General features: G+C 46.6%; 11 protein-coding genes. All 11 read right to left on the bottom strand.

Going from position 1 to position 26,233, the window contains the following annotated elements; translation table 11 throughout:
- Positions 1–321: 321 nt before the first annotated feature.
- The 11 genes from QZ323_RS10835 to QZ323_RS10890 all read right to left on the bottom strand — a co-directional run bounded on the left by QZ323_RS10835 (position 322) and on the right by QZ323_RS10890 (position 25,512).
- Positions 322–2,649, bottom strand: a complete 2,328-nt coding sequence (locus QZ323_RS10835) for a glycosyl hydrolase 115 family protein (protein WP_294634703.1) — start codon at positions 2,647–2,649, stop codon at positions 322–324.
- 663 nt (positions 2,650–3,312) lie between these two features.
- Entirely contained in the window at positions 3,313–6,402 is a 3,090-nt protein-coding gene (locus tag QZ323_RS10840; protein WP_294634704.1) for a glycoside hydrolase family 2 TIM barrel-domain containing protein, read from the bottom strand.
- Positions 6,403–6,520: 118 nt separating this feature from the next.
- Positions 6,521–8,461: an alpha-L-arabinofuranosidase C-terminal domain-containing protein gene (locus QZ323_RS10845; RefSeq protein WP_294634705.1), complete on the bottom strand. Its 1,941-nt coding sequence runs from the start codon at positions 8,459–8,461 to the stop codon at positions 6,521–6,523.
- A 91-nt stretch (positions 8,462–8,552) separates the two neighbouring features.
- Positions 8,553–11,081, bottom strand: a complete 2,529-nt coding sequence (locus QZ323_RS10850) for an alpha-L-arabinofuranosidase C-terminal domain-containing protein (protein ID WP_294634706.1) — start codon at positions 11,079–11,081, stop codon at positions 8,553–8,555.
- 50 nt (positions 11,082–11,131) lie between these two features.
- The gene (locus QZ323_RS10855; protein WP_363175023.1) at positions 11,132–14,074 is read right to left on the bottom strand and encodes a glycoside hydrolase family 97 catalytic domain-containing protein; all 2,943 of its coding nucleotides are present in this window, start codon (positions 14,072–14,074) and stop codon (positions 11,132–11,134) included.
- A gap of 204 nt (positions 14,075–14,278) precedes the next feature.
- Positions 14,279–15,403 carry a glycoside hydrolase family 88 protein gene (locus tag QZ323_RS10865; protein WP_294634707.1) on the bottom strand — a complete coding sequence of 375 codons (1,125 nt, stop codon included), beginning with the start codon at positions 15,401–15,403 and terminating at the stop codon, positions 14,279–14,281.
- A gap of 81 nt (positions 15,404–15,484) precedes the next feature.
- Positions 15,485–16,774, bottom strand: coding sequence for a BNR repeat-containing protein (locus QZ323_RS10870; protein ID WP_294634708.1), 1,290 nt, complete (start codon positions 16,772–16,774; stop codon positions 15,485–15,487).
- Positions 16,775–16,807: 33 nt separating this feature from the next.
- Positions 16,808–18,058: a DUF2264 domain-containing protein gene (locus tag QZ323_RS10875; RefSeq protein WP_294634709.1), complete on the bottom strand. Its 1,251-nt coding sequence runs from the start codon at positions 18,056–18,058 to the stop codon at positions 16,808–16,810.
- A gap of 115 nt (positions 18,059–18,173) precedes the next feature.
- Positions 18,174–20,114, bottom strand: a complete 1,941-nt coding sequence (locus tag QZ323_RS10880; protein WP_294634710.1) for a family 43 glycosylhydrolase — start codon at positions 20,112–20,114, stop codon at positions 18,174–18,176.
- A gap of 159 nt (positions 20,115–20,273) precedes the next feature.
- Positions 20,274–22,283: a RagB/SusD family nutrient uptake outer membrane protein gene (locus QZ323_RS10885; protein ID WP_294634711.1), complete on the bottom strand. Its 2,010-nt coding sequence runs from the start codon at positions 22,281–22,283 to the stop codon at positions 20,274–20,276.
- Between the two features lie 16 nt (positions 22,284–22,299).
- Positions 22,300–25,512 (bottom strand): TonB-dependent receptor, encoded by a 3,213-nt coding sequence (locus tag QZ323_RS10890; protein WP_294634713.1) that lies wholly within the window; start codon positions 25,510–25,512, stop codon positions 22,300–22,302.
- Positions 25,513–26,233 lie beyond the last annotated feature (721 nt).

Consider the following 26,233-nt stretch of genomic DNA (forward strand, 5'->3'; position numbering starts at 1 on the left):
ATTAAAGAAGGAATTATTAAAGAAGGAATTATTAAAGAAGGAATTATTAAAGAAGGAATTATTAAAGAAGAAGTTGTCGGAAATTATTCGGAAGTTATCACTTCGCTTCGCTCCGAAACCGTAGAAGTTAAAAGTTGAGTTTTTGAGTTTGTTAGTTCTTGAATCTGTTAGTTTGTTAGTTCTTGAGTTTGCAAGTTGGCACACGAATTAGAATAATTCAAAAACGAACAAACTCAAAAACTCAAGAACTCAAAAACTCAAGAACTCAAAGACCCAAGAACTAACAAACTCAAAGACCCAAGAACTAACAAACTTAAAAACTCAAAACAGCATAATCTGATCCAGGACAACCCCTTCGTCCAATGCCTTGATCACCAGTTTATGCGATTTGCGTTTGCTGACGGGTAGTTTCACTTTTCGAATTGCCTGATTACGCAACACGTTTTCTTTCCACTCTTCGCTACGCCCTTTGGTTTCGTATGAAACGGTTTGCGGAGCCGATTTGTCGACAGACAGGGTGAAGCGCAACTGTTTTCCGTCCAACGGATGGTTGGGAAACAGACGTACTTCGACTTCTACGGAATCCGTCTTACAGTCGTCGAAAGTGAAAACGAGGGAAGTGTTTTTACGGATGCCTGCCGCCTTGCCTTCATATCCCAGACCTTCGCAGGGAACAGGAGTTCCGGTTGCACAATCCACAGCATTCCATTTATAGACAGGAGATTTCTCTTTCACCATAGGCGTAGCAGCAGTTTCGTGCGCCACACGACGGAAGACAGGAAGTTTGCGGGGCTGGAAGTCCATCATCCCAATCCATTTTCCGTTCTGCAAAGCGTTATAACGGCGTGTCAATGAGGCAATACTGTCAAAGGCGACATCACTTTGTTCCCAATCGGCTTTCCCGTGGCGGGCAAGTTGCGCGTACAGGAACTTGCGGTTCATTTGGTCGGCTGCCTGTACGGGATATTTCACCAGTTGCATGTAGGCAGCTTTCCGGTTGGCAGGCAACTGCGATTCGAGTGCTTCGACAGTGGAAGATAATGAGGCATACTTCGTCAGACGCTCGTGGATGGCTTGTTCGCTCCAAGGCAGGTCTTTTACTTTCTTATAGATAGGGTCGCGCTCTTCCTCGCGTGTATTACCCATAAATTCGGGCTTGCGGATGTAGGCAAGGCGATAGTGTTCCTGCATCACCGGAAGCAGGGTTTCGGCTACATGTGCGGCACCAAACTCACGCACCAGCCAGTTCTTCAGATGGGCGGTGACGCCTTGTTCCGCCACCTGTTCGATGTTCCATGCCATGTCGAGGAACAGTTCCATCTGATATTCGGCAGGCTTGATATCGCCTACGTTCAATATCCACATCTTCCGGATGCCACGGTCGTAGGCAAGTTTCATCTGCTGATAAAGCAGGTAGGGGCTGAAGGTTCCCAGCCAAAGATAATCATGCGGCCGTCCCCAATAGGAGACGTGATAATAGATACCATTTCCACCTTTACGCGCCTGCTCTTCCGGCGTAGGGAAGTGGCGGATGTAGCCATAATTGTCGTCACACCAGATGAGGGTGGCATCGTCAGGTATCTGTAATCCGGCATTGTAAATGTCGAGCACTTCCTTGTAGGGAATGAAGGCTTGCGGGATAGAGGTAACCTCCCGGTCCACATACTTCGCCAACAGACCACGCTGATCCTGAAGTACACGTTCCAACACGGCTTTATGTTCGTCCACTGTTTTGGCTCCCTGCATCTTACCGTCGTGTACGCCGCGCATACCCAAAGTGTAGATATTGTCCTGTCCCGCCACTTCTTTCACGCGGTCTTCCCAGAAACGATAGACGGAGGTGCTGTTGTTCACATAGTCGTAGTCGCCCTCACCTCTTCTTCTCCATTCGCCGGCAGCGTTGCACACCATCGGTTCGCAGTGAGAAGAGCCGATAAAGATGCCGAACTCAGCGGCTACTTCCCGGTTACCCTTCGTAAGGAAGAAAGGCAGGGTACACTCGTGCATGGCAGGCCAATAAGTGTTGGCGCGCAGGCGGAGCAGGAGTTCAAAGATGCGGCGGTTGGTCTTCGGGCCGATTTGCTGCTGATCGGCAGGCTCGTAGTTTCGACTGCTCCAAGGCATCAGTCCCCAGTCTTCATCATTAATGAAGATACCGCGGTATTCAACGGAAGGTGCTTGCAGGGTCTTGAAGCCGAAAGGCAACGAGAATGCAGTCTTCTTGTCCGGAGTCACATCCGCCCACCATTCCCAAGGGGATACACCGAGCAGGCGCGACAGTTCCATGATGCCGTATGCGGTACCATGCCGGTCGCTGCCGGCAACCAACAGTCTGCCGTCCGGCAATACGGTCAGCAGAAAGGCTTGTGTCTTACCCTCCAAGACGGAGACATCCGCCCCAGTCGTTGCTATCAACGGGCTTTTGCCTATAGTGCCGACAATAATATCGCCTTGCTTGGCATTCACTTCCAACGATGTGGAAAGAACGGCTTCGACATCACGGGAGAATAGTTCCAGAGCTGTATGTACCACCCTCTCTTCCACTCCGTCGCAAGCCACCTTGACAGGCTTGCCCGAAGTCAGATTGAACTGTGCCCAACCAAACGGGGCCATCAAAAACAAAAGTAAACTTAAGATTCCTTTTTTCATGGTCAGTTATTTATAGTTCAAAAATAATGAATCTCATCTACTGTCACAAAAAGCTAATGGTAATTTCAAGCCTATCATGACATCATATAAAACTTCAGCAAAAATAGGTAAGTTAAGAAATAAGGTACATGTAATTACGTACAATTAGATGTATTATCATACATTCTCCTTCAAACCTCAGCATTAGTATGTTAAAGCTGGGGTTCAGTACCGTAAACGTGAACTTCAGACGCTCCGAAACAGATATTTTTTTGCCTCATGAGACGGACATTTTCGCCTCATGAGACGGATAATTTCGCCTCGTGAGACGGATAAAATCGTCCCATGAGATGATTTTTTTCAGCTCACGAGACGGTTTCATTCAGCTCATGAGCCAAATTCAGCTATCTTGCAAGACAAATATCACAACTCTCACGCGCTTTCAACCGAGCATGGCATACACTCTTTATCTTTCAGAAGTTTCAGGCTTTAGTCAACTACATAATTAGCAGAATATTAGGCTGAAAACAAGACAATAAAACCCTGAACGTAGGATATCCTACGTTCAGGGTTTTTATTTCAGTTCAACAATCTATGAATCAAAACATTAATTAATGTCTGAAACCTCTGAAAGATGAAAGCGCCATAAAAAAGACATGGGTAGAGTAAACAACGGATATCTCATCAGAATCCTATCTCATTCCGTACCGGAGTAAGGATGAACGTAAACTCATAATCACCGTAAGGCAACTGGTACTGCTGCAACGGCCATGCCCCCCAACTGTTCACACAACCCAGTCCCATCTGTGCCTTGTCAATACAAAGATTCGTCAAGTCTGCCTGTTTCACTTCGGGAGAGTGGCTTTGTCCTTTTTCCCAACCATCATCCAACGACTCTATCGTATAGTGCAAAGCTGATGCAGAGAAAGGAGCTTCCGCTACAATCTGCAAACCACGTCCGGCGGCATTCAGCTGCTTCCACCAACGGATGTCCGTCTTCGTTCCCGTCTCTTGCGGACGGATGTAGGAGTAGAACTGTTCATCCACACTTTGGCGATACAACCCTAAATCGGTGCAATGGTTACGGTCGCTGTAGTTCTCCACCGGACCACGGCCGTAATATTCTACCGTTTCAAACGACTTCGGCATCTGCATCTGCATTCCGAAGCGGAACATAGGCGATACTTTTGCCTGCGGGTCGGCTGTCATCTTCTGAGTCACCTTCACGGCACCCTCGTTGTTGATGACATAAGTCAGATTCAAACGTGCAGACACGCTCTTCATCTCATACTCGGCATAGATCTGTATCTGATCGGCTACATTCTCCCATTTGAAAGAGGTCAGTTTCAGTTCCGGATTCTTCCATGCGGCAAACTTCCGTTGCAGGCCTGCACCGAAGTCGTTGTCGGTAGGTGCACGCCAGAAGTTAGGTACCAGAACGGCATCTTCATTCATCATCTCCAGACCTGCCACCTGGTAACGGCTCAAGTAACCGTTGTGTCTGTTGAATTCCATACGGAAGTTCTCTCCGGCCACAATCAGATAATTCTGGTCATTATCCTGTACCTGCGGAACAACAACGGACACATTGACGTTCTCCACATTCTTCAGTTCCATCGACGGATTCTTATAAGGTGTCAGCGTCAGCTGGTTCTTTGCCACGACATATCCTGCCGGCAACAGACCTTCACGGGTCTTCAGACAATACTTCACGTTCAGCAACCACTCCTTACATTCGCAAGTCTTGCCGATATTCAGCTTCACTTTGGCAGTCTGCTGCGGAGCTACGTTGAGGTTTTCTACACGACCGGTACGAATCACCTTACCATTAGCCAACACTTCCCAGTCCATATAATAGGCCGACAGGTCGCGGAAGAAGTTTTCATTATAAACGCTGACTTCACCATTCTTCAAGTCTGCCGGTTCAGTCCATATATTCTGATAGAAGTAGCCTACCTCGTACATGTGCGGATTGGGAACACGGTCGGGACTGATCAGTCCGTTGTCGCAGAAATTATTGTCCGAACCGTCGTAACGATTGAAATCACCGCCGTATGCGTAAATCGTCACACCGTCTTTACCTTTCCAACGGACAGACTGGTCTACGAAGTCCCAAATGAAACCGCCTTGCAGGTTGGGATATTTACGAATCAAATCCCAATACTCCTTGAAACCACCTTGCGAGTTACCCATCGCATGGGCATATTCGCACTGGATGAACGGTCTCGTGGCATCCGTACGCTTGCCATACTTCTCCATATGCTCGTAGCCGGCATACATCGGGCAGACGATGTCGGTAAATTCGTTTTCTCCTGCACGTTCATACTGTACGGCACGGCTGGCGTCTTCTTTCTTTATCCAGCGATAGCAAGCCTCGAAGTTAGGTCCGAATCCGGCTTCGTTGCCCAACGACCAGAAGATGATGCTGGGATGGTTGAAACCACGCTGCACGTTACGTTGGTTACGTTCCAAATGAGCTTTGGCGTAAAGGGCGTTCTTTGCCAAAGTCTTCTCGTCATAGCCCATGCCGTGTGACTCGATGTTCGCTTCCGCCACCAAATAAATACCGTATTTGTCGCAAAGCTCATACCACAGGTTATCGTCCGGATAGTGGCAAGTACGTACGGCATTGATATTGAACTCCTTCATGATCCGGATATCCTGTATCATCCGCTCAGGAGATACCACATAGCCGCCGTCCGGGTCAAGCTCATGACGGTCGGCACCCTTGAAGAGCACTGCCTTGCCGTTGACAAGTATCTGGTCACCTTTCAACTCGATCTTGCGGAAACCGACCTTTACCGGAATAACCTCATTGCTGCCCTGCAACGTGGCACGCAACGTATAAAGATAAGGTATTTCGGCACTCCACTTGTGAGGATTCTCCACATCTATGCGCACGCTTCCGCCTTTGGCTGTTGCTGTGGCAACCGTCTTGCCGGATGCATCCAACAATTCCAGATCCACATTGCCACTTCCTTTCAGTTCAAGTTTCACATCCAAGAAACCATTCTGATAAGCCTCATCCAAATCGGGCGTTACACGGATATCCTGAATGCGCTTCTTGTTACGGGCATAAAGATAGCAATCGCGCCCCACGCCACTGAAACGGAAAAAGTCTTGGTCTTCCAGATACGTGCCGTCACACCAGCGGAATACCTGAAAAGCAATCAGGTTCGCCTGTCCCGGCTTCAAATAAGAGGTCAGGTCGAACTCAGCTTCCAACTTGCTGTCTTCGCTGTAGCCTACATAACGGCCGTTCACCCAAAGATACATATTGGAAGTGACCGAACCGAAATGCGCGATAATATCTTTTCCTTTCCAGCTTGCCGGAACAATAATCTCACGACGGTATGAACCGACATGATTATTCTGCGTAGGAACCTCGGGGGGATTATTCTGGAACTGGTTGCGCCATGCATAACCGGTATTGACATAGATGGGATCGCCATAACCGTTCAACTCCCATACGGCGGGAACCTGCATATGGTCCCAACCTTTGTCGTTGAAACCGACTTTCCAGAAATCAGTAGGACGCTGGTCTGCATCAGGTACCCAGAAGAATTTCCACGTACCGTTCAAGGTCATATAATTTGCCGATTGGCTCTTCTCGCCTTTCATGGCAGCATCTGCCGACTCATAAGCAAAGTAATTGGTGTGCATCGGAGCACGATTCACTGCATTGATCTCCGGATCAAGCCACTCTTTAAAGGACTGTGCATTTGCAGTCAGAGCCAAAGCTGCAAATAGTCCGGTCATAAGATGTTTCTTCATGATATAAAATAATTATGTTTGTAGCGGTAAAGATGTGCCGTGACACACCCACACCGCTACAAAGATAGGATGATTCTTTCAAATCAAAGGAGAATAATAGTTCAAAATAGGGGGGGAATTAGTTCTTTATCTGTAAACGATAAACCCCAAACGAGCGTGGAGCAAGCTCAAGCCCCAACGATTGCCCTTCTGCCGATACCGGACGAACGCGCGGCACAAGCACTTCCTGCTCCAATGTGTTCACCGTTCTCCAACTGTCATTCTGCAGATAGGTGCACACTCCGCCAGCCAACTGCCGCTTCTTCAATCTGTTGAAGTCTATCCGAACATCGGCTGGTTTGCTGCCTGCATTCACCAGTTTCAGGATTATTTCACCGGTCGGCGCATTCAGCGAGGCAGTCGCATAGAGACTATCCTGTCCGGCAACCGCCTTACCATCCATCTTCAGGCTCAGTACATCGGTTCCGGAGTTCATGCCATACATCTGCTGAACATAGTAGTTCGGCGTACGCATCATGCGCAGATTATCAAACCAAATCAAGTCCGGATTCCACTGCCAAGCGTCTACATGGGCAAACAATGGAGCATACGTAGCCAGATGGACCACATCGGCATTCCGTTCCAGCCCTGTCATGAAAGCTGCCTCGGAGAGGGCAGCAAGGAAGTTGTTGTCTTTCTTCGTGGAGTGGTCGTGTGAAGCATACTCTCCGGCAAAGACTTTCGGACCTTTGCGGTCATAATTATCATAACGGGAAGCATTACCGAAGAACCAGTCGGGCTTCATGTAATAGTGTTCATCAACCAAATCCACACCCAGCCGCTTCATCTCCGGCCAAAGGTAATCAAACTTATCGCCGGAAGCACTCGGTCCCGAACTGCCAACCACCTTAATTGTAGGGTACTTCGCACGGATAGCCTTAGTGAAAGCCTCCAGACGTTCTACATAAATCTGGTCCCACTGCTCGTTGCCGACAGCTATCATCTTCAGGTTGAAGGGTTCAGGATGCCCCATCTCCGCACGTACTTTACCCCATGTGGACGTAACCGGTCCGTTAGCAAACTCAATCAGATCAAGCGCATCTTGTATGTAAGGCCCCAGTTCATCCATCGGAACTACTTCGTTACTTTCGTACTGACAGGAAAGTCCACAACTTATCACCGGAAGAGGCTCTGCACCGAGGTCTTCACTCAGCTGGAAGTATTCGAAGAAACCCAAGCCGAGCGTCTGGAAGTAGTCGGGAAATGCCTTATGTTTGAACGTATAGTTCCAGCGGTTTTCATTCAGAGGACGGTTTTCGACAGGACCTACCGAGTTCTTCCACTGGTAACGGGTCTCCAGACTGTTTCCCTCAATGATACATCCACCGGGAAAACGGAACACACCGGGATTGAGGTCGTAAAGGGCTTGAGCCAAATCGGCACGCAGTCCATTCTCACGTCCTTTCCAAGTCTTGACCGGAAAGAGAGAAATATGGTCCATATCGACTGTACCCTTGCTTTCCAAAACGATACGTAGGCGGGCATGGGCATCAGTGAAAGGCGATTTCAATACAACGGTCAGTTTCTGCCATTCACGGCTGTTTACTTCAATCCCCTTTTTCAGAAGATTCTGAGCGTCAGAGTTCACTAACTCGACGGAAAGTTTCATCGGTTTGGATTCCGGCGTACGGGCATATACAGAGAAGCGGTACTCTTCACCCTGCTTTACACCAATACCGCGATAACCTTCATTATCCAGTCCAGCACGCAACAGACGTCCGTCATTGACTACACGCACGTAATGCGGATTACGCTCGAAACAAGGATTCTCATCCTGTACCGTCACATTACCGAATGGTACCCAACCGACAAAAGGTTGCGGAAACTCAAAAGAACGGTTCTTCACCAATTCGGCGTAGAGTCCGCCGTCTGCACCGAAATTGATATCTTCAAAAAAGATACCATACATTTCAGGCTGTATTTGTGCCGTAGGCTTGGAAGCATCAACGGTCATCACATGTTGCTGTGCCTGTACTCCCAGTGCAAGAGACAAAGCTAGGCAAGTTGTTAATTTCCTCATAAAAAAAGTATATAATTTATAGTCAAACAAAATTTAAACAGGCTCTTAATGGCAATTTCTCAAGAGCTATTCAGTAGTTATCAGCCGATAACTACTTTTTCGTTAGCATATTCTGATAAATACGTATTACCGTAAACGAATAGGCAGGCATTACATATGGGAAATCGTTTCCTTCCAGTTTGAAATCGGAAGAGACAGGCTTTACACCTTTATCTTTCGGATCACCCGCCAGTACGGTTTTCGTTGCCGACGGATGGGTCAATGACATACCATTCAGTTTGACCTGGGCAGAGACTTCCACCGGAAGCATATTCACCAACTTCACGATATAATCTCCCGTTCGGCTATCTTTCACAACCGATACTCCTACACGTTTCTTCACGGCATCCCAACTATTGTCCAATTTCACTTCCGAAGCAATATATTCGTTTCCGGAATTCTGCCCGTACATCTGTTGCGTATAGTAACCCACTGTCGGTTTCACTTCTGCATTGTTGAAATAAATCAAATCCGGACTCCACTGCGTATGTCCCTCTTTGGCCAGCAACGGAGCATACGAAGTCATTGCCACCACATCGGCATTGCGTTCCACCGATGTCAAATACAAAGCTTCGGCAAGTGCCGTCTCCACATTGTTCGGACGTCCCGGCAAGTGAGCTGCATACTCGCCCAAATAGACTTTCGACTTCTTACGGTCATAACGATCGTAATAATCCTGATTATGAATCATCCATCCCGGTTCCACATAATAATGTTCATCGACCATAGGCACACCCAATTCGGTAGCAAGATCCCACCCTACTTCATAATCCGTACCTTCATAGAACGGACCGACAGTACCAATAACTGTTACTTCGGGATATTTCTCTTTGACAGCATCAAATATCATCTTGAAGCGTTCCACAAACACTTCCGTAATCATGTCTTCGTTGCCGATACCGATATACTTCAGATTGAACGGTTTCGGATGTCCTGCCTCGGCGCGTTTCTTACCCCAAACTGTATTACGTGCGTCACCGTTGGCATATTCTATCAGGTCGAGAACGTCTTGAATGTATTGCGGCATCTCTTCCATCGGAATACCACCTTGTTGTCCCATGCAGGTTAACTCGCCTTTGGAGTGATGGGCACAAGTTCCTGAGTTCTGGCAGGGGACACCTGCTGCAACTACCGGCAGAGGTTCTGCTCCCATATCCTCGCAGAACAGGAAATACTCATGGTATCCCAATCCCCGCGTCTGATGGTATCCCCAAAGATTACGCAAAGGCTTGCGGGCTTCCAACGGGCCGATAGAGCCTTTCCAATCATAAATATTGTCTATTCCGTCACCATGGGCCACACATCCGCCGGGGAAACGCATGAAGCGAGGATGAAGATCGGCAAGCGTCTGCGCCAAGTCAGCACGAAGCCCGTTCTTCCGACCTTTGAAAGTCTTTTGCGGGAAAAGGGAGACCATATCAAATGCATATTTGCCGACTGCCTGCGGAACAAGGGAGAGGGATGCAGCCGCAGCGTCGCTTGTGGCTGTCAATACAGTCTTCTGCTGTTTCCAGACTTTAGACGTTACATTCACAGCGGTTTGTGCTATAATCGTCCCATCTTTATCTACCAAATTCACGAACATCTTGCCGCCTTTTCCTTCCAACATCCTCGAGAAGAAAGAGAAATCATACTTCTCACCTTTCTTTACGGCTATACCATCGAAACCGGAATTTACCAATGACACCTCCGCAGGCATGTTCACCTCAAGCACTGCGTAATGGGAATTATTGGGATGTATCGGATTCTCCGTTGCAATGCTCAATTTTCCATTCTCGCCCCTGACTCTCCAGGAATGTGTACTGTTCCAGTTCTGGTCATTGCCACGGTCGGTAGGAGCATATTCAAAGTCACGGTTCTGCACCAGTTCCGCATACAAGCCACCGTCTGCCGCATAGTTGATGTCTTCGAAGAAAATACCGATCAGATGATCGCTGATGGGTTTCGCTTCATCCGCTTTTACGCAGATATCGGCTTTAACAGGTTTCAGGTTTGCGAAGCGGACAGGGTCTTGCTCCGTACGTTCGGCATACAATGACTGACGGTATTTCTTCGCCTCGGCAAAACGGATAATCCCTTTGACTGTAGCATACGACACTTGTTGCATCCATCCTTCCTGTTCCTGACCATTTATCCAGATTCTCTTTTCGATAGTAGGAAATACATCCTTCGGTTCATACTTGCTGCGTTCAGCCGGCGAGAAGTATTTCTGTGCCTCCCATTTCTGCAAGTCGGGAGAGGTTACGTAGGCAAGTGCCTCACCAGTCTTAGTGGCTTCCCAAATGCAATGCCATTTGCCATCGGCACGGGTCTGCATCAGGTGGGGCTTAAACATGGTCTTCGCACGTCCCCACGGACCGAAGTCGGAGTTCACGTATGCGAAACCGTCCGCTACACTAAACCATTTCTCTCCATCGGGACTCCAAGCAAATTTCAGTCCGCTCTTTCCATCACGGTTAGAGTAGGAGAAGAGATACACCTGATCCGGTTCGTTCATCACTGTATTCACCTTTGCCTGTATAGGCAAGACAAAGGAAAACAACAAACATAAGCTTAAAAAATTCATTAACTTCTTATTCATGGTATCTATATATAATTTAACTCAAGTTTCACAAGTTCTTGAACTTGCTTTCAGTGAACATTGGAGGAAGTTACCAGCACTGCGCCACCTTCAGGTTGAAGAGTCAGTTGCAGTTTACCGTCCGCTTTCAGTTTCATATTCTTCAATTGCGGCTGGAGTTGCTTGTCGTCACTATAAGAATCTACAGTTTGTCCTGCAAGCATAGGGAGTTCAAGTTTCAGTTTTAGTACTTCTTTTGTACCATTCACTGCCGCTACATACCACTGCTGGTCATGACGACGGGCAATTACCACATATTTCCCAGGATAACCATCAATGAAACGGATCTCATCCCATGTAGTCGGCACTTTCTTCATAAAGTCGAGGCAAACCTGCGGTGCGTCCATCAGATTATTGGGAGCCAAAGCGTAGTTCTGAATAGGATTCTGGAACAATACGGCAGTAGCCAACTGGAATACATCGGTAGTGCGGCGTGTCGTTCCACCGTTATTACCACGGTTCAGACGCTTATTCAAGAAGGTACCACCAAACTCCATGCAACCTATTGTGTTTCGGATGAACGGATGCAGGCAAGCATTGAAAGCCTCTTCATCGCAAAAATGCTGGTTGAAAATCAAGTTCTCGGAAGCAAGGACCGCCTCGCTGCCCACATAGTTGGGATACATGCGTTCCCATCCTCTCGGTACTGTACATCCGTGGAAAATAACCATCAAACCGTGATCGTCGGCATCACTCAGAATGGCTTCATACAGACGGATGGTCTCTTGTTTGTCTCCACCAAAAAAGTCCACCTTGATGCCCTTGACACCCAGTTTCTGCATCCACTTCATCTCACGTTTGCGTGCGATGGGATTATCCATTAAATTGGTAGGTCCTTGTTCTATGTCATTCCAGTAACCGCTGGAGCTATACCACAGGAATACATCCACACCCTTGCTCTGTGCATAGTCGATAAGAGTCGCCATGCGTTCATGTCCGATGTTCGTATTCCACCAGTTGTCTATCAGCACATATTCATATCCCATAGCCGCAGCCAAGTCTACATAACGCACTTGGTCGTCATAGTTAATACTGCCATCCTGCCACAAGATCCAGCTCCAGGTACCGCGTCCCATCCGGTAATCATGTTCCGTTTCATACAACGGCTCCACGACATCCCACATCACAGTGGTTTCCACAATCGGTTTCAACGTTTCACCTACCGTAATCGTACGCCACGGAGTGGAGCCTGGCAAAGCAAATGCCGGAGCAACGGTACCGTTACCATTGTTCTCTTCAGGCATCGGAAAAGTCAGCGTATATAAATTACCTTCTGTAGCATCACTCAGGCGCGAAGCGCAATAACGACTGCTGACTCCGGTCTCGCTGACCAGCACCCATCCGTCTTCACCCACATGATAAAGGCATGGAAAAGTATATCCATGTCCGTATTGTGAGCGCACATCCATCGGGGCATCCGCTTTATACTCCTCCTCATAACTGGGTTTGGTACGTTTCCAACCTATCATGGCATCGCTCTGCGGAGTAAGGAAAGTAGTGGTTTTCGACGGGAAACGGAAACCGGTCTTTTCGCTGTTCACGGTGACACTTCCCCGCTCGCCCTGCTTAGGCAAAGTATAACGAAAAGCCACGTCATTGTTGCTCACGCGGAAGGTCACATCCACCTTCTGCCCCTTTTCATTGACAAAGTTGCATACCAACTCATTGGCAAGATAGTGTACGCGCGAAGCCTTGATGCGCGTCTGTTCATAGACGGAATCAAGCTTTCTCTCCTGATGCCCCGTCATTTTCATCGCTTTAGCAAAGTCGCCGACATTGGTCTGCAAGCCCAAAGGAGACGATTCGAGCATTTGCTTGCCGTTATAAGTGATGGAATAAGTAGCTTCTCCCCCATCCGGACAAGTAACCGTCAGCAGAAGTTTACCGTCAGGACCACTAACTGTTACATGTTGTGCAACCAACGGTAAAACGGCAAGATTGTTCGGCAATACACCCAGTTCGGCAGGTTTTCCCCATTTGTCGGTGATGCGCACCAGCTCATCGCGTGTGATTGGTATGATTGTTCCGTGACGTGGGTGGAAGTTCATCTTCACCTCACTGTCTATCGCCTTGAAGTTCTTCAGGTCGGTAGTTTCCGTAAACTGATATCCGCCTTTCATATACACATCATACATCAATATATACTTGTCCTGATTGATCAATTTGAAAGTGCCTGCGCCCTCAACGGCTTCCTTTGTCTGTTGTTTGTAATCCGGCTCTTCGCTCCACTTTCCGGAAGTCAAAGAACGTGTGGTAGCCACTTTGATACCGTTTCCGTTTCCTTCGGTCTTATAGAACAAATGATATATACCATCTTTATACACAATGTCGCCATCAATACACGACTTCCTGTTTTCCGGCACGAAGAGTGGTTTCGGTTCTCCCTCCAGGTCCGTAAACTCTGTATTGGCATATGCATAGTAGATGACATCGGCGCCGTCACCATACTTCATAGACCAATATACCATATATTTTCCGGCTTCCGGATCGTAAATAGTCTGCGGAGCCCATACCCTTTTCAGCTTTTCCTGTCCGTCATAGCGTTTCTGCATGTTAATGACAGAGTGTGACCAATTCACTAAATCAGTCGATTTCAACAAAACCATCGCACGATTCGAATCCCATCCATTAGCCGATACCATATCCGTCAGTACCATATAGAACGTCTTTCCATCCTGACAACGCAAGATATGTGGATCGCGCACTCCACCAGTCGAACTGATAACCTTAGAATCTATTACCGGCTTGTTTCCATTCAAAGCCCAATAGTTATATCCATCCATACTGACGGCATAACAGACAGCTTCCTCACTAATATGATTACCCTGAAAATAAGTAAACAGATAAGCCACATAATCTTTCTCCTCTACAACATTTTGTTGCCCCAATGCTGGTAATATCACCACCAACATAAAACTGATTGCTAGTGCAAATTTTCTAATTGTGTTCCTCATATAAATATCCTATAAATTATTTGGTGTCAAAAGTACACATAAAAAAAGACATATCCTATCTTAAATCATTCAAAATGGGAATACTTTTGTATCATTCGGTTAAAAACAAAGATTTATTCGTTGGTATAAAGCCCAAACGGGGATACACTGAAATATCAAACAGTGCATCCCCGCTTCTTTTTTTATTATCGAAATATCCGCAAATCAATTCAAGAAATGCACCATTTCACATGCGGCAAGCAAGAATGCGCCCACTCCAAAATTAGATGTAGAGTTTGCATCAACCACTTGTCCTGGAATGGCTTTCTCACCGATGGGCTGCACATAACCGATGCGTCCGTCCGGTTGCAAGGCAACAGTCGTCAGGTAGTTCCAGGCTTTTTTCACTACCGGCTGGTAGGTCTCCTTGTCCAAGAATCCGTTATTCATTCCCCACAGCAGACCATAAGTAAAGAAAGCCGTACCGCTGGTTTCCGGTCCCGGTGCATGTTCGGGATCAAGCAAGCTACGTGTCCAGTATCCTTCAGGCTGCTGGCAGTTAGCCACTGCCTTTGCCATAGCTTGATAACGATCGATATATTCCTGACGGTATTTATTGTCTTCAGGCAAGTCTTTCAACACTTTTGCCAATGCAGCAAGCACCCATCCGTCTCCACGTGCCCAGAAGTCTTTCTTTCCATTCACACTCTTATGTTTTGGATAGATATATTTTCCGTCACGATAATAAAGTGCAGCCTCTGAATCATACATCAGGTTATCGGCAAATGTCCAATATTCATGAAGCTTTTCTAAATAAAGCGGATTATTGGTAATCTTATACAATTTGGTCATCACGGGCATCACCATATAAAGCCCGTCAGCCCACCACCAGTAGTCGTTCTGCTCCGTGCTCATCTGATACTCCATCACCTCTCGCGCACGTGCAATCTTCTGCGTGTCCGGTTCCAGATTATACAGGTCGGCATACGTCTGGAAACAGATCTGATAGTCACCGAACAGTACAAAGTCATTACTCTCGCCATAACTGTATTTCCATTCTTCCTTGTTATCCGACTTGGCACCTTTCCACTCATTGTGTTCTGCCCATGCTTTCGAGAAGTTCAGGAAAGTTGTGTCACCGGTAAGGAAGTATGCCTCCATATTTCCGGTGTGATAAGCCGCATTATCCCAAAAAGCACGTCCATGCTTCTGATTCTGCGCCTGCCAATAATTATTCACTTTGTAAATGATGTCCACCACTTCTTTAGCTTCATCCCTCGGGGCAGTACACGCCGATGTACCCCACAGACACGAAGCAGCAATCAGTACGTTTCTAAAAATTTTCTTCATATTATTTATTGTTTTAATCTTTAAGTAGTTTCTTTTTCTTTAAGAATTAAGGAGTGATAAATCTTTTAATCCCCAATATTTTCAATTTCCCACTTCCAACACATATACCGGCTGAGGTTCAAACTCTACCCTACGCTCTCCGTCCCCCTGCTTAGTGTGCTGTACAAACAGATGAAGACGACGATTATGTTTCCAAAGTTCCGTATCGTGCGATGGTTCCCAAGCCTCCACAGAGAAGTCAGTCAGATCAGTTACAGTCCATTCACCTTGACTCACATCTGATGCATGAGCCATTGATACTTTACTTCCTCTTTCAGCGTCACGAAATATGTAGAAGATTTCTCTGCCGTCCACCACGATGCGCGGACGTGCAATAGGAATCATCTTGGTACCTCCACCACTTAACGAGAAAGGAGTCTTCCGATCCGACACCTGCCGATTGTGCCATGCCGTACCGTCATGCCACACGATGCGATACTGCGGAACGTCACTGTCAACATCGCGCCAATAAGTAGCGATGTATGGATTCCCGTTGGCATCGGCACTCATGCTGGTCTGATTTATCAATTCCGAGTTCTGCGGGATGCGACAAGCATACTCCGCATTATTGTGACAGATGGGCAGTTCATATTTTTCTCCATTTGTCTTGTACCACGTCACCCCGTTATCTGAAGAACGTGCATAGCAAAGGTCATGGTTGGTTTCCACAAGCCATGTCTCGCGCCACACCCATGAAAGATGTATGACACCTTGTTCGTCCACATAAAGCTGCCAATAAGCATTTCTTTGATCTTCACCATCAATCAGCACATCCTGTACACGATACCACTTCTTCTCTTTCACCGAATATCTGTTCATCACTAAGTTTCCCCTGCCCGAAGAACCTGAGCGATAAACGAAGAGCAGATCTCCCCCTTTCAGTCTATAGAACTCCGGATAAGTCACATTGCTCTCGTCCACACTGGTCATGGGCTCTTTGCCACCCAGCTCCAGCGTATAAGGTGCCGTACTGCGGCAGTAGTTCAGCGGATGTCCGTGGTGGTCGAACGACAGATGCAGATAGCCGTCACCGTCCAGCATCATGCTGATGATGTTATGCGCATCTTTCACATTACCTTTATATTGTGTCCTGTTCAGCGTCCAATTGTCCGAATCCAACTTTCGTTTGCCCAACACCAAATAGCCTTCTGCATCATAATAGCAGATGTATTGTTCATCTCCCTGCGTCACAAGAGAGTTATTCCTGAATACAGCCGTATTGACAGAGGTCTGGCTATACCCCTGTCCTACTTCCACCAGCCGGGTCTGCTGTGTCCGAACTCCGCAAGCCGACAGAAAAAACAGAAAAGAAAAAAGGATATACTTATTCATGATATTAAAAAGTATGATTAGCGATCAGTAATTTCAGTCATGGTGGGCATGATCTTTCGGAAAATCTTCACCCTCCCATGCCTTTTTCGATGTCCAAGGCAGCGGAGCATCCGTCCAAAACGAATGGTCGGCAGGCAATCCCAAAGGCAGGAAAGCCAATGAGGCAAGATACAGACTACCGTTATTCGTGTACCAATCGGAAATGTTCGGTTGCCGGCCGTTGAAACCCAAAACCAGGAAACCTTTTTCATTGAAATTCCGTTTATCGCCAAACATACGCTGAATGACTGCCGTCATCGCAGCACGTACCTGTCCGGCAGGCAATTCTTCCGGTAGCCAACCACGCCACGCCAACAAGGCAAGTGGTTGCAACACACCGGTACGATAGGTAATAGAACGCCCGAATACCGGAAAAGTACCTTCAGGAGAAATGAAGCGTTCCAATATCATGCCGAAACGCTGCATACGTTTCATCGCTTTTGGGAAACCGCCCCCCGCCACGTTCCAAATCTTCTTTTTTCCGCCATCCGTCATCACTTCCATACACTCCACATACATCGGATGAATCACAAAACTGTTGTAATAGTCGAAAGCGAAATTCTGCCCGTCGCTGTACCAACCATCTCCCACATACCACTCGTCTACCTTGCGCAAGGCAGAAGTGATGCGGTAATAATCGGTCTGCGCACCAGCTTTCTTCAAGAAGCATTCGATGGTAGAAGAGAACAACAGCCAGTTGGTATAAGGAGGATCCACTCGACGCAACTGCTGGAACTCGGCAATATAGCGTTGCTTGGTCTGCTCATCCAACGGCATCCACAAGGCGTCATAGCCACGCAAGAAACTCTCTGCCACGTATGCAGCATCCACCAGCGGTTGCCCTTCCTTCCGCCACAGCAGATAATCCTTGCTCTGCGGGTCTACAGCCTGCGCATAGCTCTTCAAAGCCCATTCGCGAAGTTGCCTGCGCTGTCCGCCTTCCGCCGTATCGTCATCGGGCAACGACAGCCACGGGGCAAGCCCCGCCATCAACCTGCCGAAACACTCCATATAGGTCACCCGCTTGTCGCGTCCGTCCCAAGTAGGACTCAACTCCACCAGCATCTCATCTTGCAATTTTCCTTCACTCATGCTGCTCAGTACCGGGGCAGCCATCTGATATAGGACTTCTGTCCACAATTCACGATCCGTCTTTACTTTTTCCGCTTTCTTTTTTGCCGAAGCAGTGACCGGAACCAATAAAACTACAGCCAATAGTAGCCATACATATTTTCTTGTCTTCATGATATTGAATATAAATTGTTTTCTATCGTTGCAAATATATCCCTTTTCTAATAGAAAAAATGACTAAAAATAAATCAAAAAAGATACTTTATTGATTATTTTCACTATGAACCGACTATTTTTTCTGATATATACGCACATAATCTATCTCATAACGCATAGGGATTTCCTTATCATCTATTTCCCCCCCATTTATCCCTCCAAGAGCCAAATTCAACAAAAGATAGTGCGGTTTTCTGAACGGGTTCGTTCCTTGACCGATATTCCCATTGACGGTTTCGCTCAAAAGAATTTCATTCAGCAGTTCATCGCCCAAATAAATTCTGATGGCCGTCTCATCCCAGTCCATACGCCACAGATGAAAGTCATCTGCCCAATCCGCCTTTTTATCCGTAAAATGACTGAAAGGAATAGTCCGGCTGTTCCATTTTGCTTCCCATTGCCGGTCAGTACCCCAAGCCGCATTCGCCAAGATATGTGGCACGCCTTTAATGCGGTAATACTCCATGATATCAATCTCGCCACATGAAGGCCATTCCATACCACTGCCCAAAGTCCAAATGGCAGGCCATGCCCCACCGCCGACAGGAATCTTGGCACGAACCTCAAACCTTCCATACAAGAACTCCTTCTTGCCTGCCGTTGTCACACAGGAAGAAGTGTAGTCTATAGACTTCCTGCTCTTGCGCCAATCATCACTTTCCACGTCATACAAAGGATTCTTACGGCCAGTCTCCTTGCGCGCTTCGATAATCAATTTCCCATCCTTGCAATAAGCGTTGCCGTCTTGATACCACTGCGCTTCTTCGTTACGCACAAAACCGGTTTCATAATTCCAAACAGCTGCATCCAAACGGCCGTCTTTATCAAATTCATCGCTCCATACCAGTTTCCACTCCGGCTCCCCGACCATGTCCACTACAGACATATCTTCACTCCATTCCATGAACGGAACTCCCTGTTCATCAAAAAGAACAGGCAGCCAGATATATCCGGAATACATCAGGCTCTTCGGTTTCCAAACATCGGCCATGAACAGGAAACGGTTTTCCGAAAGCGGCAAGACGAATGTTCCCTGTCCGCCAAACGTTTTCTCACTGTTTTCTCCACGGCAGGGATTAGGATGCTGTTTCCAAGGTCCCCAGATAGAAGAGGCAGAAAACATGCGTGCCTCGTTCGGTTCCCATCCGGTGCAGCCGGAAGTAATCATCCAATAGATACCGTCTTTTTTGAAAAGGGTCGGAGCCTCGTTGTGTCCTCCAGGAAAGAGGCGGACGTAACGACCCGAATGCCGCATATAGTCGTCCGTAAGTTCCGCAATGTGCAACGTAAGGTTTTCTTCCGAAGAGTAGATATGATATGCCTTGCCGTCGGTGTCGACAAACAGTGTCATATCGCGTGACATCTGCCCACCTTCCACATCGCGTTTCACGAACATACCTTTGCCAACGGCATCACGCCACTCCGGTGTCCACCACTCGTAGCTGTCCATGTTCCACGTCATACCCTGCTCTTCCCGGGTCATGTTCAGCGGATAGATGCCAGGGTTCACACGTCCGGAGCGTACAAACCGGTAAGGTCCTGCCGGAGTATCGCTCACCGCCACTCCTGCACGTGCCGGCCCGTAGCCCTGCCCTTTCAGTTCCAGGTGGAACCACATCACGAACTTCCCTGTCCGGCGATTGTATATCACTTTAGGGCGTTCCATGATGCAACCTTTTTCGATGTCGCTTCCTGCCTCATCGGAGACGGACAAAGCCACACCTTCATACTTCCAGTTCCGCAAGTCGTCGGACGAATAACAGGTTACTCCCACTTCCGTAGTGAAGCCCTTTTCCGGACGGTGTTCGCCAAACCAGTAGTACCTGCCGTTGTAAGCCAATATACCTCCACCGTGAGCATTGATAACGTTGCCCTCTGTGTCTTTCCACACCTCAGAGGAAGTAATAGCTTTTTGTGAAGTAGTAGCGGACTGCCCCCACAGAGTGGTCTGAAAGAGAAGACACAGCAGGAAAAAAAAGTTCATTATCATTTTCGTATATTTCTTCTTCATCATATACCTAATATTATATGAGAAAAGCGAAACTGACCTTCATAAAAAAGGCAGTCTCGCCTAACTAAAAACAGAATGTACCGTTTTTCTTTATGCCACTTCCATTTGACCGGCCTCCAGCTCTAAGCCACCAGAAACCGGTCATATAAAAGTGTTCAAATATTATTTGGTTGTTTCTTCATCAGCTACCGCTTCCTCCCAATTGGTGAACATCGGCACTGTATCATCATAACCGTCGTAACCATAGTTCTGACGAAGCTGGGCACCAATATTGGCTGTGATTGCAGAGTTGGGCACAGGCCAGAACATATTATGCTTAGCGACCTGATAGTTCAACATTACTTTTGAAAAAATCGGACCACGATTATAGAGGCTATAGCGCGTACAACGCTTATACCAATAACTTCCACCATTCAAGTCGGTACCAGTCTGTTTATCCCAAGTTGCTAAGTCATAAGTATCCCCCCACTCATCGGGTTTACCACTACGAGCTAAACACCATGAAATACGAGTCAATTCAGGTTGACGCCATTCCTCCAAATAGAGTTCACGAGCACGTTCATCAGCAATATCTCCAATGGTAACCGTAGTAAACATCTTCTTGGCATTAGCGCGACGACGAACAGCATTTACATCCTCGGCTGCACCACTTGTATTACCTTGATAAAATTTAGCTTCCGCACGAAGCAGATAAGTCTCAGCAAGACGGAACAAATAGAGATTACCATTAGAACATTTCGTACCTTTTGTAGCACCATTGAACTGATTAGCACCCATGTTTTCTGACGCAGACTCATCTACAATATAAACTTTATACAAAGGAATAGGATACCAACTACGAATTGTATCCTTACAAAGCAAAGTTCCTGCTAAAACCGTATCTTTTTCCGTTATATAGTCTTCTGTTGCATACAATTGCATATTCTTTCCATAAAAATCAGAATTGGGACGATTATACTTAATATCCGTCATTTCTACCCAATTACCCACATTTCGGTTATGACGCAAATCCTGTGTATCCTCTTCACCATCATAATTCCAAATAGTCTTATTGTAGTGATGAGAAGTACGGAAGCAACCAATACCACGTCCCAAAAGACGTAACCAATCCAACTCTTTGCTATACGATCCATTATTACGTGCCCAGTTATAAGTCGGTGAACCGAGTTTATGAGGGTCTATGATATCACCGTTAGACCAATGAACACACATTGCACGCATTAATGGATAACCAATAAAGCTCTGACTGTCAAAGTTCAGAATAGGCATAATGGTCTCCTTATTAGCAGCAGCAGTAACATTATCGCCACGATGTAAATCCCAAATCACATTACGTTCCACGTTCCATGTCTCAGGACTTCCAGAAGGTACAAAAGTACCAAAAGATTGCTCCATCAAAGCTAAACCATGATTATTAATCAAATCAGTAGCCATCTCTTCAGCCTTCTTATATTCACCTATCACTAAGTAGCATTTGATGAGCAATTGCATACAAGCTTCTTGATTCACAGTACCCATATAAGGCATATCTTTCTGAGCCGGTACATTTTTAACAGCAAACTCCAAATCATGCACCAGCATCTGGAAGATAGCTTCCTTGCTTGTAGACTTATAGTTCTGTTTAGGCACTTCGATAATTTTCGTCACTAAAGGAATATCCCCGAACAGCAATGCCTGATGATAGTAACCATAAGCACGGTGGAAGTAAGCACGTCCCTTATATTCGTTACGCGTCTTCTCGTCCAAACTCTCTACCTGATCCACATACGAAAGCACTGTATTAGCAAATTTGATACTAACCCATCCACGATCCCAAAAACGGCTCATGGCGTTTTCGTCACCACCACCTTTCATACCGCTGGTCGGCGTAAGTTTATTTGCAAAATCATCCTGACGATTGGTAGCATCCGTCTTTGCATACAAGCCTATATCGCTCATAAAATAGACTGAAGCAATAGGAAGCAGATTTGAATTGCCATCCATCAACATTTCCTTGAGCCCCAAATCGCACATCGCCATTGCTGAACGCAAACCCGATTCTGTAGTATACGTATTTCCCGGATTATAGAATGACAAAGGGTCTTGCTCCAAGAAACTGTCCGTACAGCTTGCCAACATGGCTGCTGAAACCAACACCATACATCCCTTTGCTAATTTATTTATCTTTTTCATATTTGTCTTTCCGTTATTAGAGTGTTATATTCAAACCAAAGTTAAAACTGCGGGTAGCCAGACCACCTGTTTCGGGATCACCATATTCCCAACCGGAAATAGTACATACATTCTTGATGGTTGCGGTCAGGCGCACCTTGTCAATCATGTATTTCTTAGTCCACTTTTGAGGCAATGTGTAGCCCACCGTGATGTTGTCCAAACGGACGAAACTGCGGTTGTAGAGTTTGTTGACACCACCTGCCAACCCCGTATTAGGTCCTGCAGCATTCAGACGACAGTAATCATTGGTCGGATTGTCAGGTGTCCAATATTCTTTCTCCGGCATATTGAAAGCGTTAGCAACTTGTGAACCACCATTGTCCTGATTCAGCCAATAGCCGTTTGTACTCTTGTGTCCCATGTAAGAATAGAGGGAGAACGAGAATGTGAGGTCTTTCCAGAAAGTGAACTCATTGCGCATGTTCCAATAGATGGGAGGAGCAGTAGTTCCGAGGAATGCCTTATCTTTGTCGTTATAGACCGGCACGCGGGTACCGTCGTCCAATATCTTGTCATCTTCCGTGTAACGATTTACCACCTTCGGGTCACCGGGTTTTTGGCCTACCAGTTCGGCAGCAGCAATGTCCTCGGGCGTATTCTGCCATATACCGTCAGTCTCATAATACCAGATAGTACCCATAGGCTGTCCGATAAACCAACCGTTGGACGTATCGTCACGTTCCACACCGTTTTCGTCATAATCGTAATAGATGTGGTTAATCTTGTTCTTGTTGATAGAGAATCCGGCTGAGGTATTCCAGGTGAAGTCTTTGGTTTCGATATTGGTAGAGTTCAGAGAGATTTCAAAACCCTGGTTCTGCACTTCACCCAAGTTGGAAGTAATGCTTCCGAAACCGGAGAAACTCGGCAAACGTTGCCCCATAATCATGTCCGTAGTCTTCTTGAAATAATATTCCATAGAACCGCTCAAACGTCCGTTCAGTACAGAGAAGTCCACTCCGACATTCCATGACTTGGTCTTTTCCCACTCCAGATTAGGAGCAGCCAGACGATCCATGTACAGAGGATTGACCACAGTTGACGTACCGTTGTTGAAATAAACCATACTGGTACCACCCAAATTCAAGTTAGCCAGCGTCTTGTAGACATCGCCAAACTCACGGTTACCGTTGGTACCGTAGGACAAGCGCAACTTGAAGGTATCAAGCCAGTCCTGCGTACTTTCCATGAACTTCTCATTGGAAACGGTCCATCCCAAACCTATTGAACCGAAGTTACCCCAAGGATTCTTAGCACCGAAACCTGCGTAACCATCGCGACGGAACGTACCTGTAAACATGTAGCGGTCTTTGAAGCTATAGAACAGACGACCCAAGTAAGAAGCAGCCGTGTAGTGGCTATCGTTGGTAGAGAACGAACTTTGCTCCTTATTGGCACCCTGCGTATAGTGGAAACCAAGCGCATCACTGGGTGTGATGTTGCGGGCGTTGATGTTGTCGCTCCAGTAGCGGTGTTCTTCGGCTTCCTGCACCAATGTCAAGGTGAAATGGTGGTCATTGGCAAAAGTGTGATCCCAAGTGATGGTATTGTTCAAGTTCCAATCGAAATTCTTTGACCATCCACGGTTCACACCACGGCTGGATGCAGAAGCGTCCGGCAGGTCGGCAGACATGAAGTAGCGGTCATTGAACCACTGGAGACGCGGAGCGGCATTGAACTGATAGGTAATGCCCAAAGGCAACATCAGTTTGGCATTAAATATGGAATTAAGCACGGTGTAACCTTTCTCCAAGTCATAGTATTGACGATCGAAATAGTAGTTGTAACCACCGTTTGTAGCGGCACCGGACATCGGATATTGCTCATATCCTCCATTTTCGTCGTACATGGAAGCAAACGGAGAGTTGCGCAGCATATTGGCATCCCAATAATTGCTACCCAATGACACTTGGATATCCCCGTCCGAACGATCTTGGAAGTTCACGTTTGCACCAACTTCCAACCAGTCTGTAATCTTAGCGTTCACCTTCATGTTAGAACGGAATGCATGGTATTCATTACCCTGCACGGCACCTTCGTTGTTCATGTATCCCACAGACACGTAATAGTTGATATTGTCCGTGGCACCGGAAATGCTGGCATTGTAGTCCTGATTCAAACCAGTACGGAATGTGGCGTCATACCAATCATAAGAATTGCCAGCAATGAAATTGTTGAATACCAACGGAGAGTTATTCAACTCTAAACGACGGGCAAACAGGCTCATCATACTTTCACCCTCAGTCGGGCCCAGACCTGCTACTCCCACATTGGTAGCCCACGCATTCTGCTCTGTAGTTGTCATATTGCGCGGATCATCGTAATATCCTTCCGGATAAGCGATAACACCCTTGTCATCAGTTGCCCTGTAATAACCATACAGGCCGTCACTGCCTTTACCATACGTATTAAACATCTTATACCAATCCTGGCGATAGCGTACATAACCGTTGGCATCGTAATAGTCGCGATAAGCGGACTTGTTGTTTATAGCCAAGTTGGCACTTACGTTGATGACCGGTTTTCCTTGTTTACCTTTCTTCGTGGTGATGATGATGACACCGGCAGCAGCCTTAGCACCATAGATGGCTGCCGAAGAAGCATCCTTCAGCACGTCAATCTGGCCTATATCGTCCGGATTGATTTCTGAAAGTTCACCATAGAAAGCCATACCGTCCAATACAATCAGCGGGCTGGCATCCGTACCCAACGAGTTCTTACCACGCAACTGGATAGAAGCGCCACTACCTTTGGCTGAAGCATCGTAACCAATCTGCAAACCCGGCGTACCGCGCAATACATCCTGTACTGATGTCGGGTTAGCATCGGCAATTTTGCTCGGGTTAATCTGTACCACCGATCCCGTAAGGTCTTTCTTACGCATCGTACCGTAACCCACAACCACAACTTCGTCCAGCATTTCGCTGTCTTCTTCCAATGTTACTCTGATGTTTTTCTGTCCCTTTGTCGGAACTTCCACCGTCTTGTAACCCACAAAACTGATTACCAACGTAGCATTGGATTTTACTTTCAAGGAGAAATTACCGTCAATGTCGGTAATACAACCGTTGCCGGATACTCCTTTTTCAACAACACTGGCACCAATCACAGGACCAAACGGATCCTCAACCGTACCGGTTACCGTAACTTGAGAATTCTGAGCGTCCAGAATCGAGACGTTCAACATCAGAGCTATACAGACCAACAAAGCGGACAACGCTCTGTTCAATCCAGCTCTTGAGGAAATCTTTCGTCTTTCCATTGTATAAATTTTAAGATTAATAAATTAATAACTTTGGTGACTAAAGGCCGTACAAGAACGCACCTCAAAAATCACAATGCAAATGTATGCGCATAGCAAAGAGAAGGGGTTTACAAATGCCCCAAACATGTTCAGATTTGGTGCATGGAACAATATTTCACATAGATTGAAACATTTTCAAACACAATGCCACACTGCCCTACAGGGCATGGAAGCCTTGTACAGGAGTTAGAGGGAAAGGAGTTTATTGAAGTTGATGAGTTTGTAAATTGGACACTAATGAGAAGAGCTTAAGAACTTAAAAACTCAAACTCTATTGGCCGTCAACTCCTAACAGAGCGAAGCGGAGTGAATAGGTGCTACGATAGTCACGACATTTTATCACATCATTCTGTACCAACCTGTAAAAACAGACACTAAAATAATCATTTGCATACGTAACGGAATTACAGCTAGACGTACGATTACGCAATCAAAGTGCCGCTGCAAATTTACGAACCTACGCCAACCGCTCCATAAATGTCCTATCCTTATGGGTTGTATACATATTATCTGTTGGCGGAATTAAAATATCACTCTACTTCTGTTTTTTATTTTAGTAGATGACAAAAATTAAATTTATGCTGTTAAACACTTAATTTTCAGT

The organism is uncultured Bacteroides sp. (genome assembly GCF_910585845.1).
Taxonomy (GTDB): Bacteria; Bacteroidota; Bacteroidia; order Bacteroidales; family Bacteroidaceae; genus Bacteroides.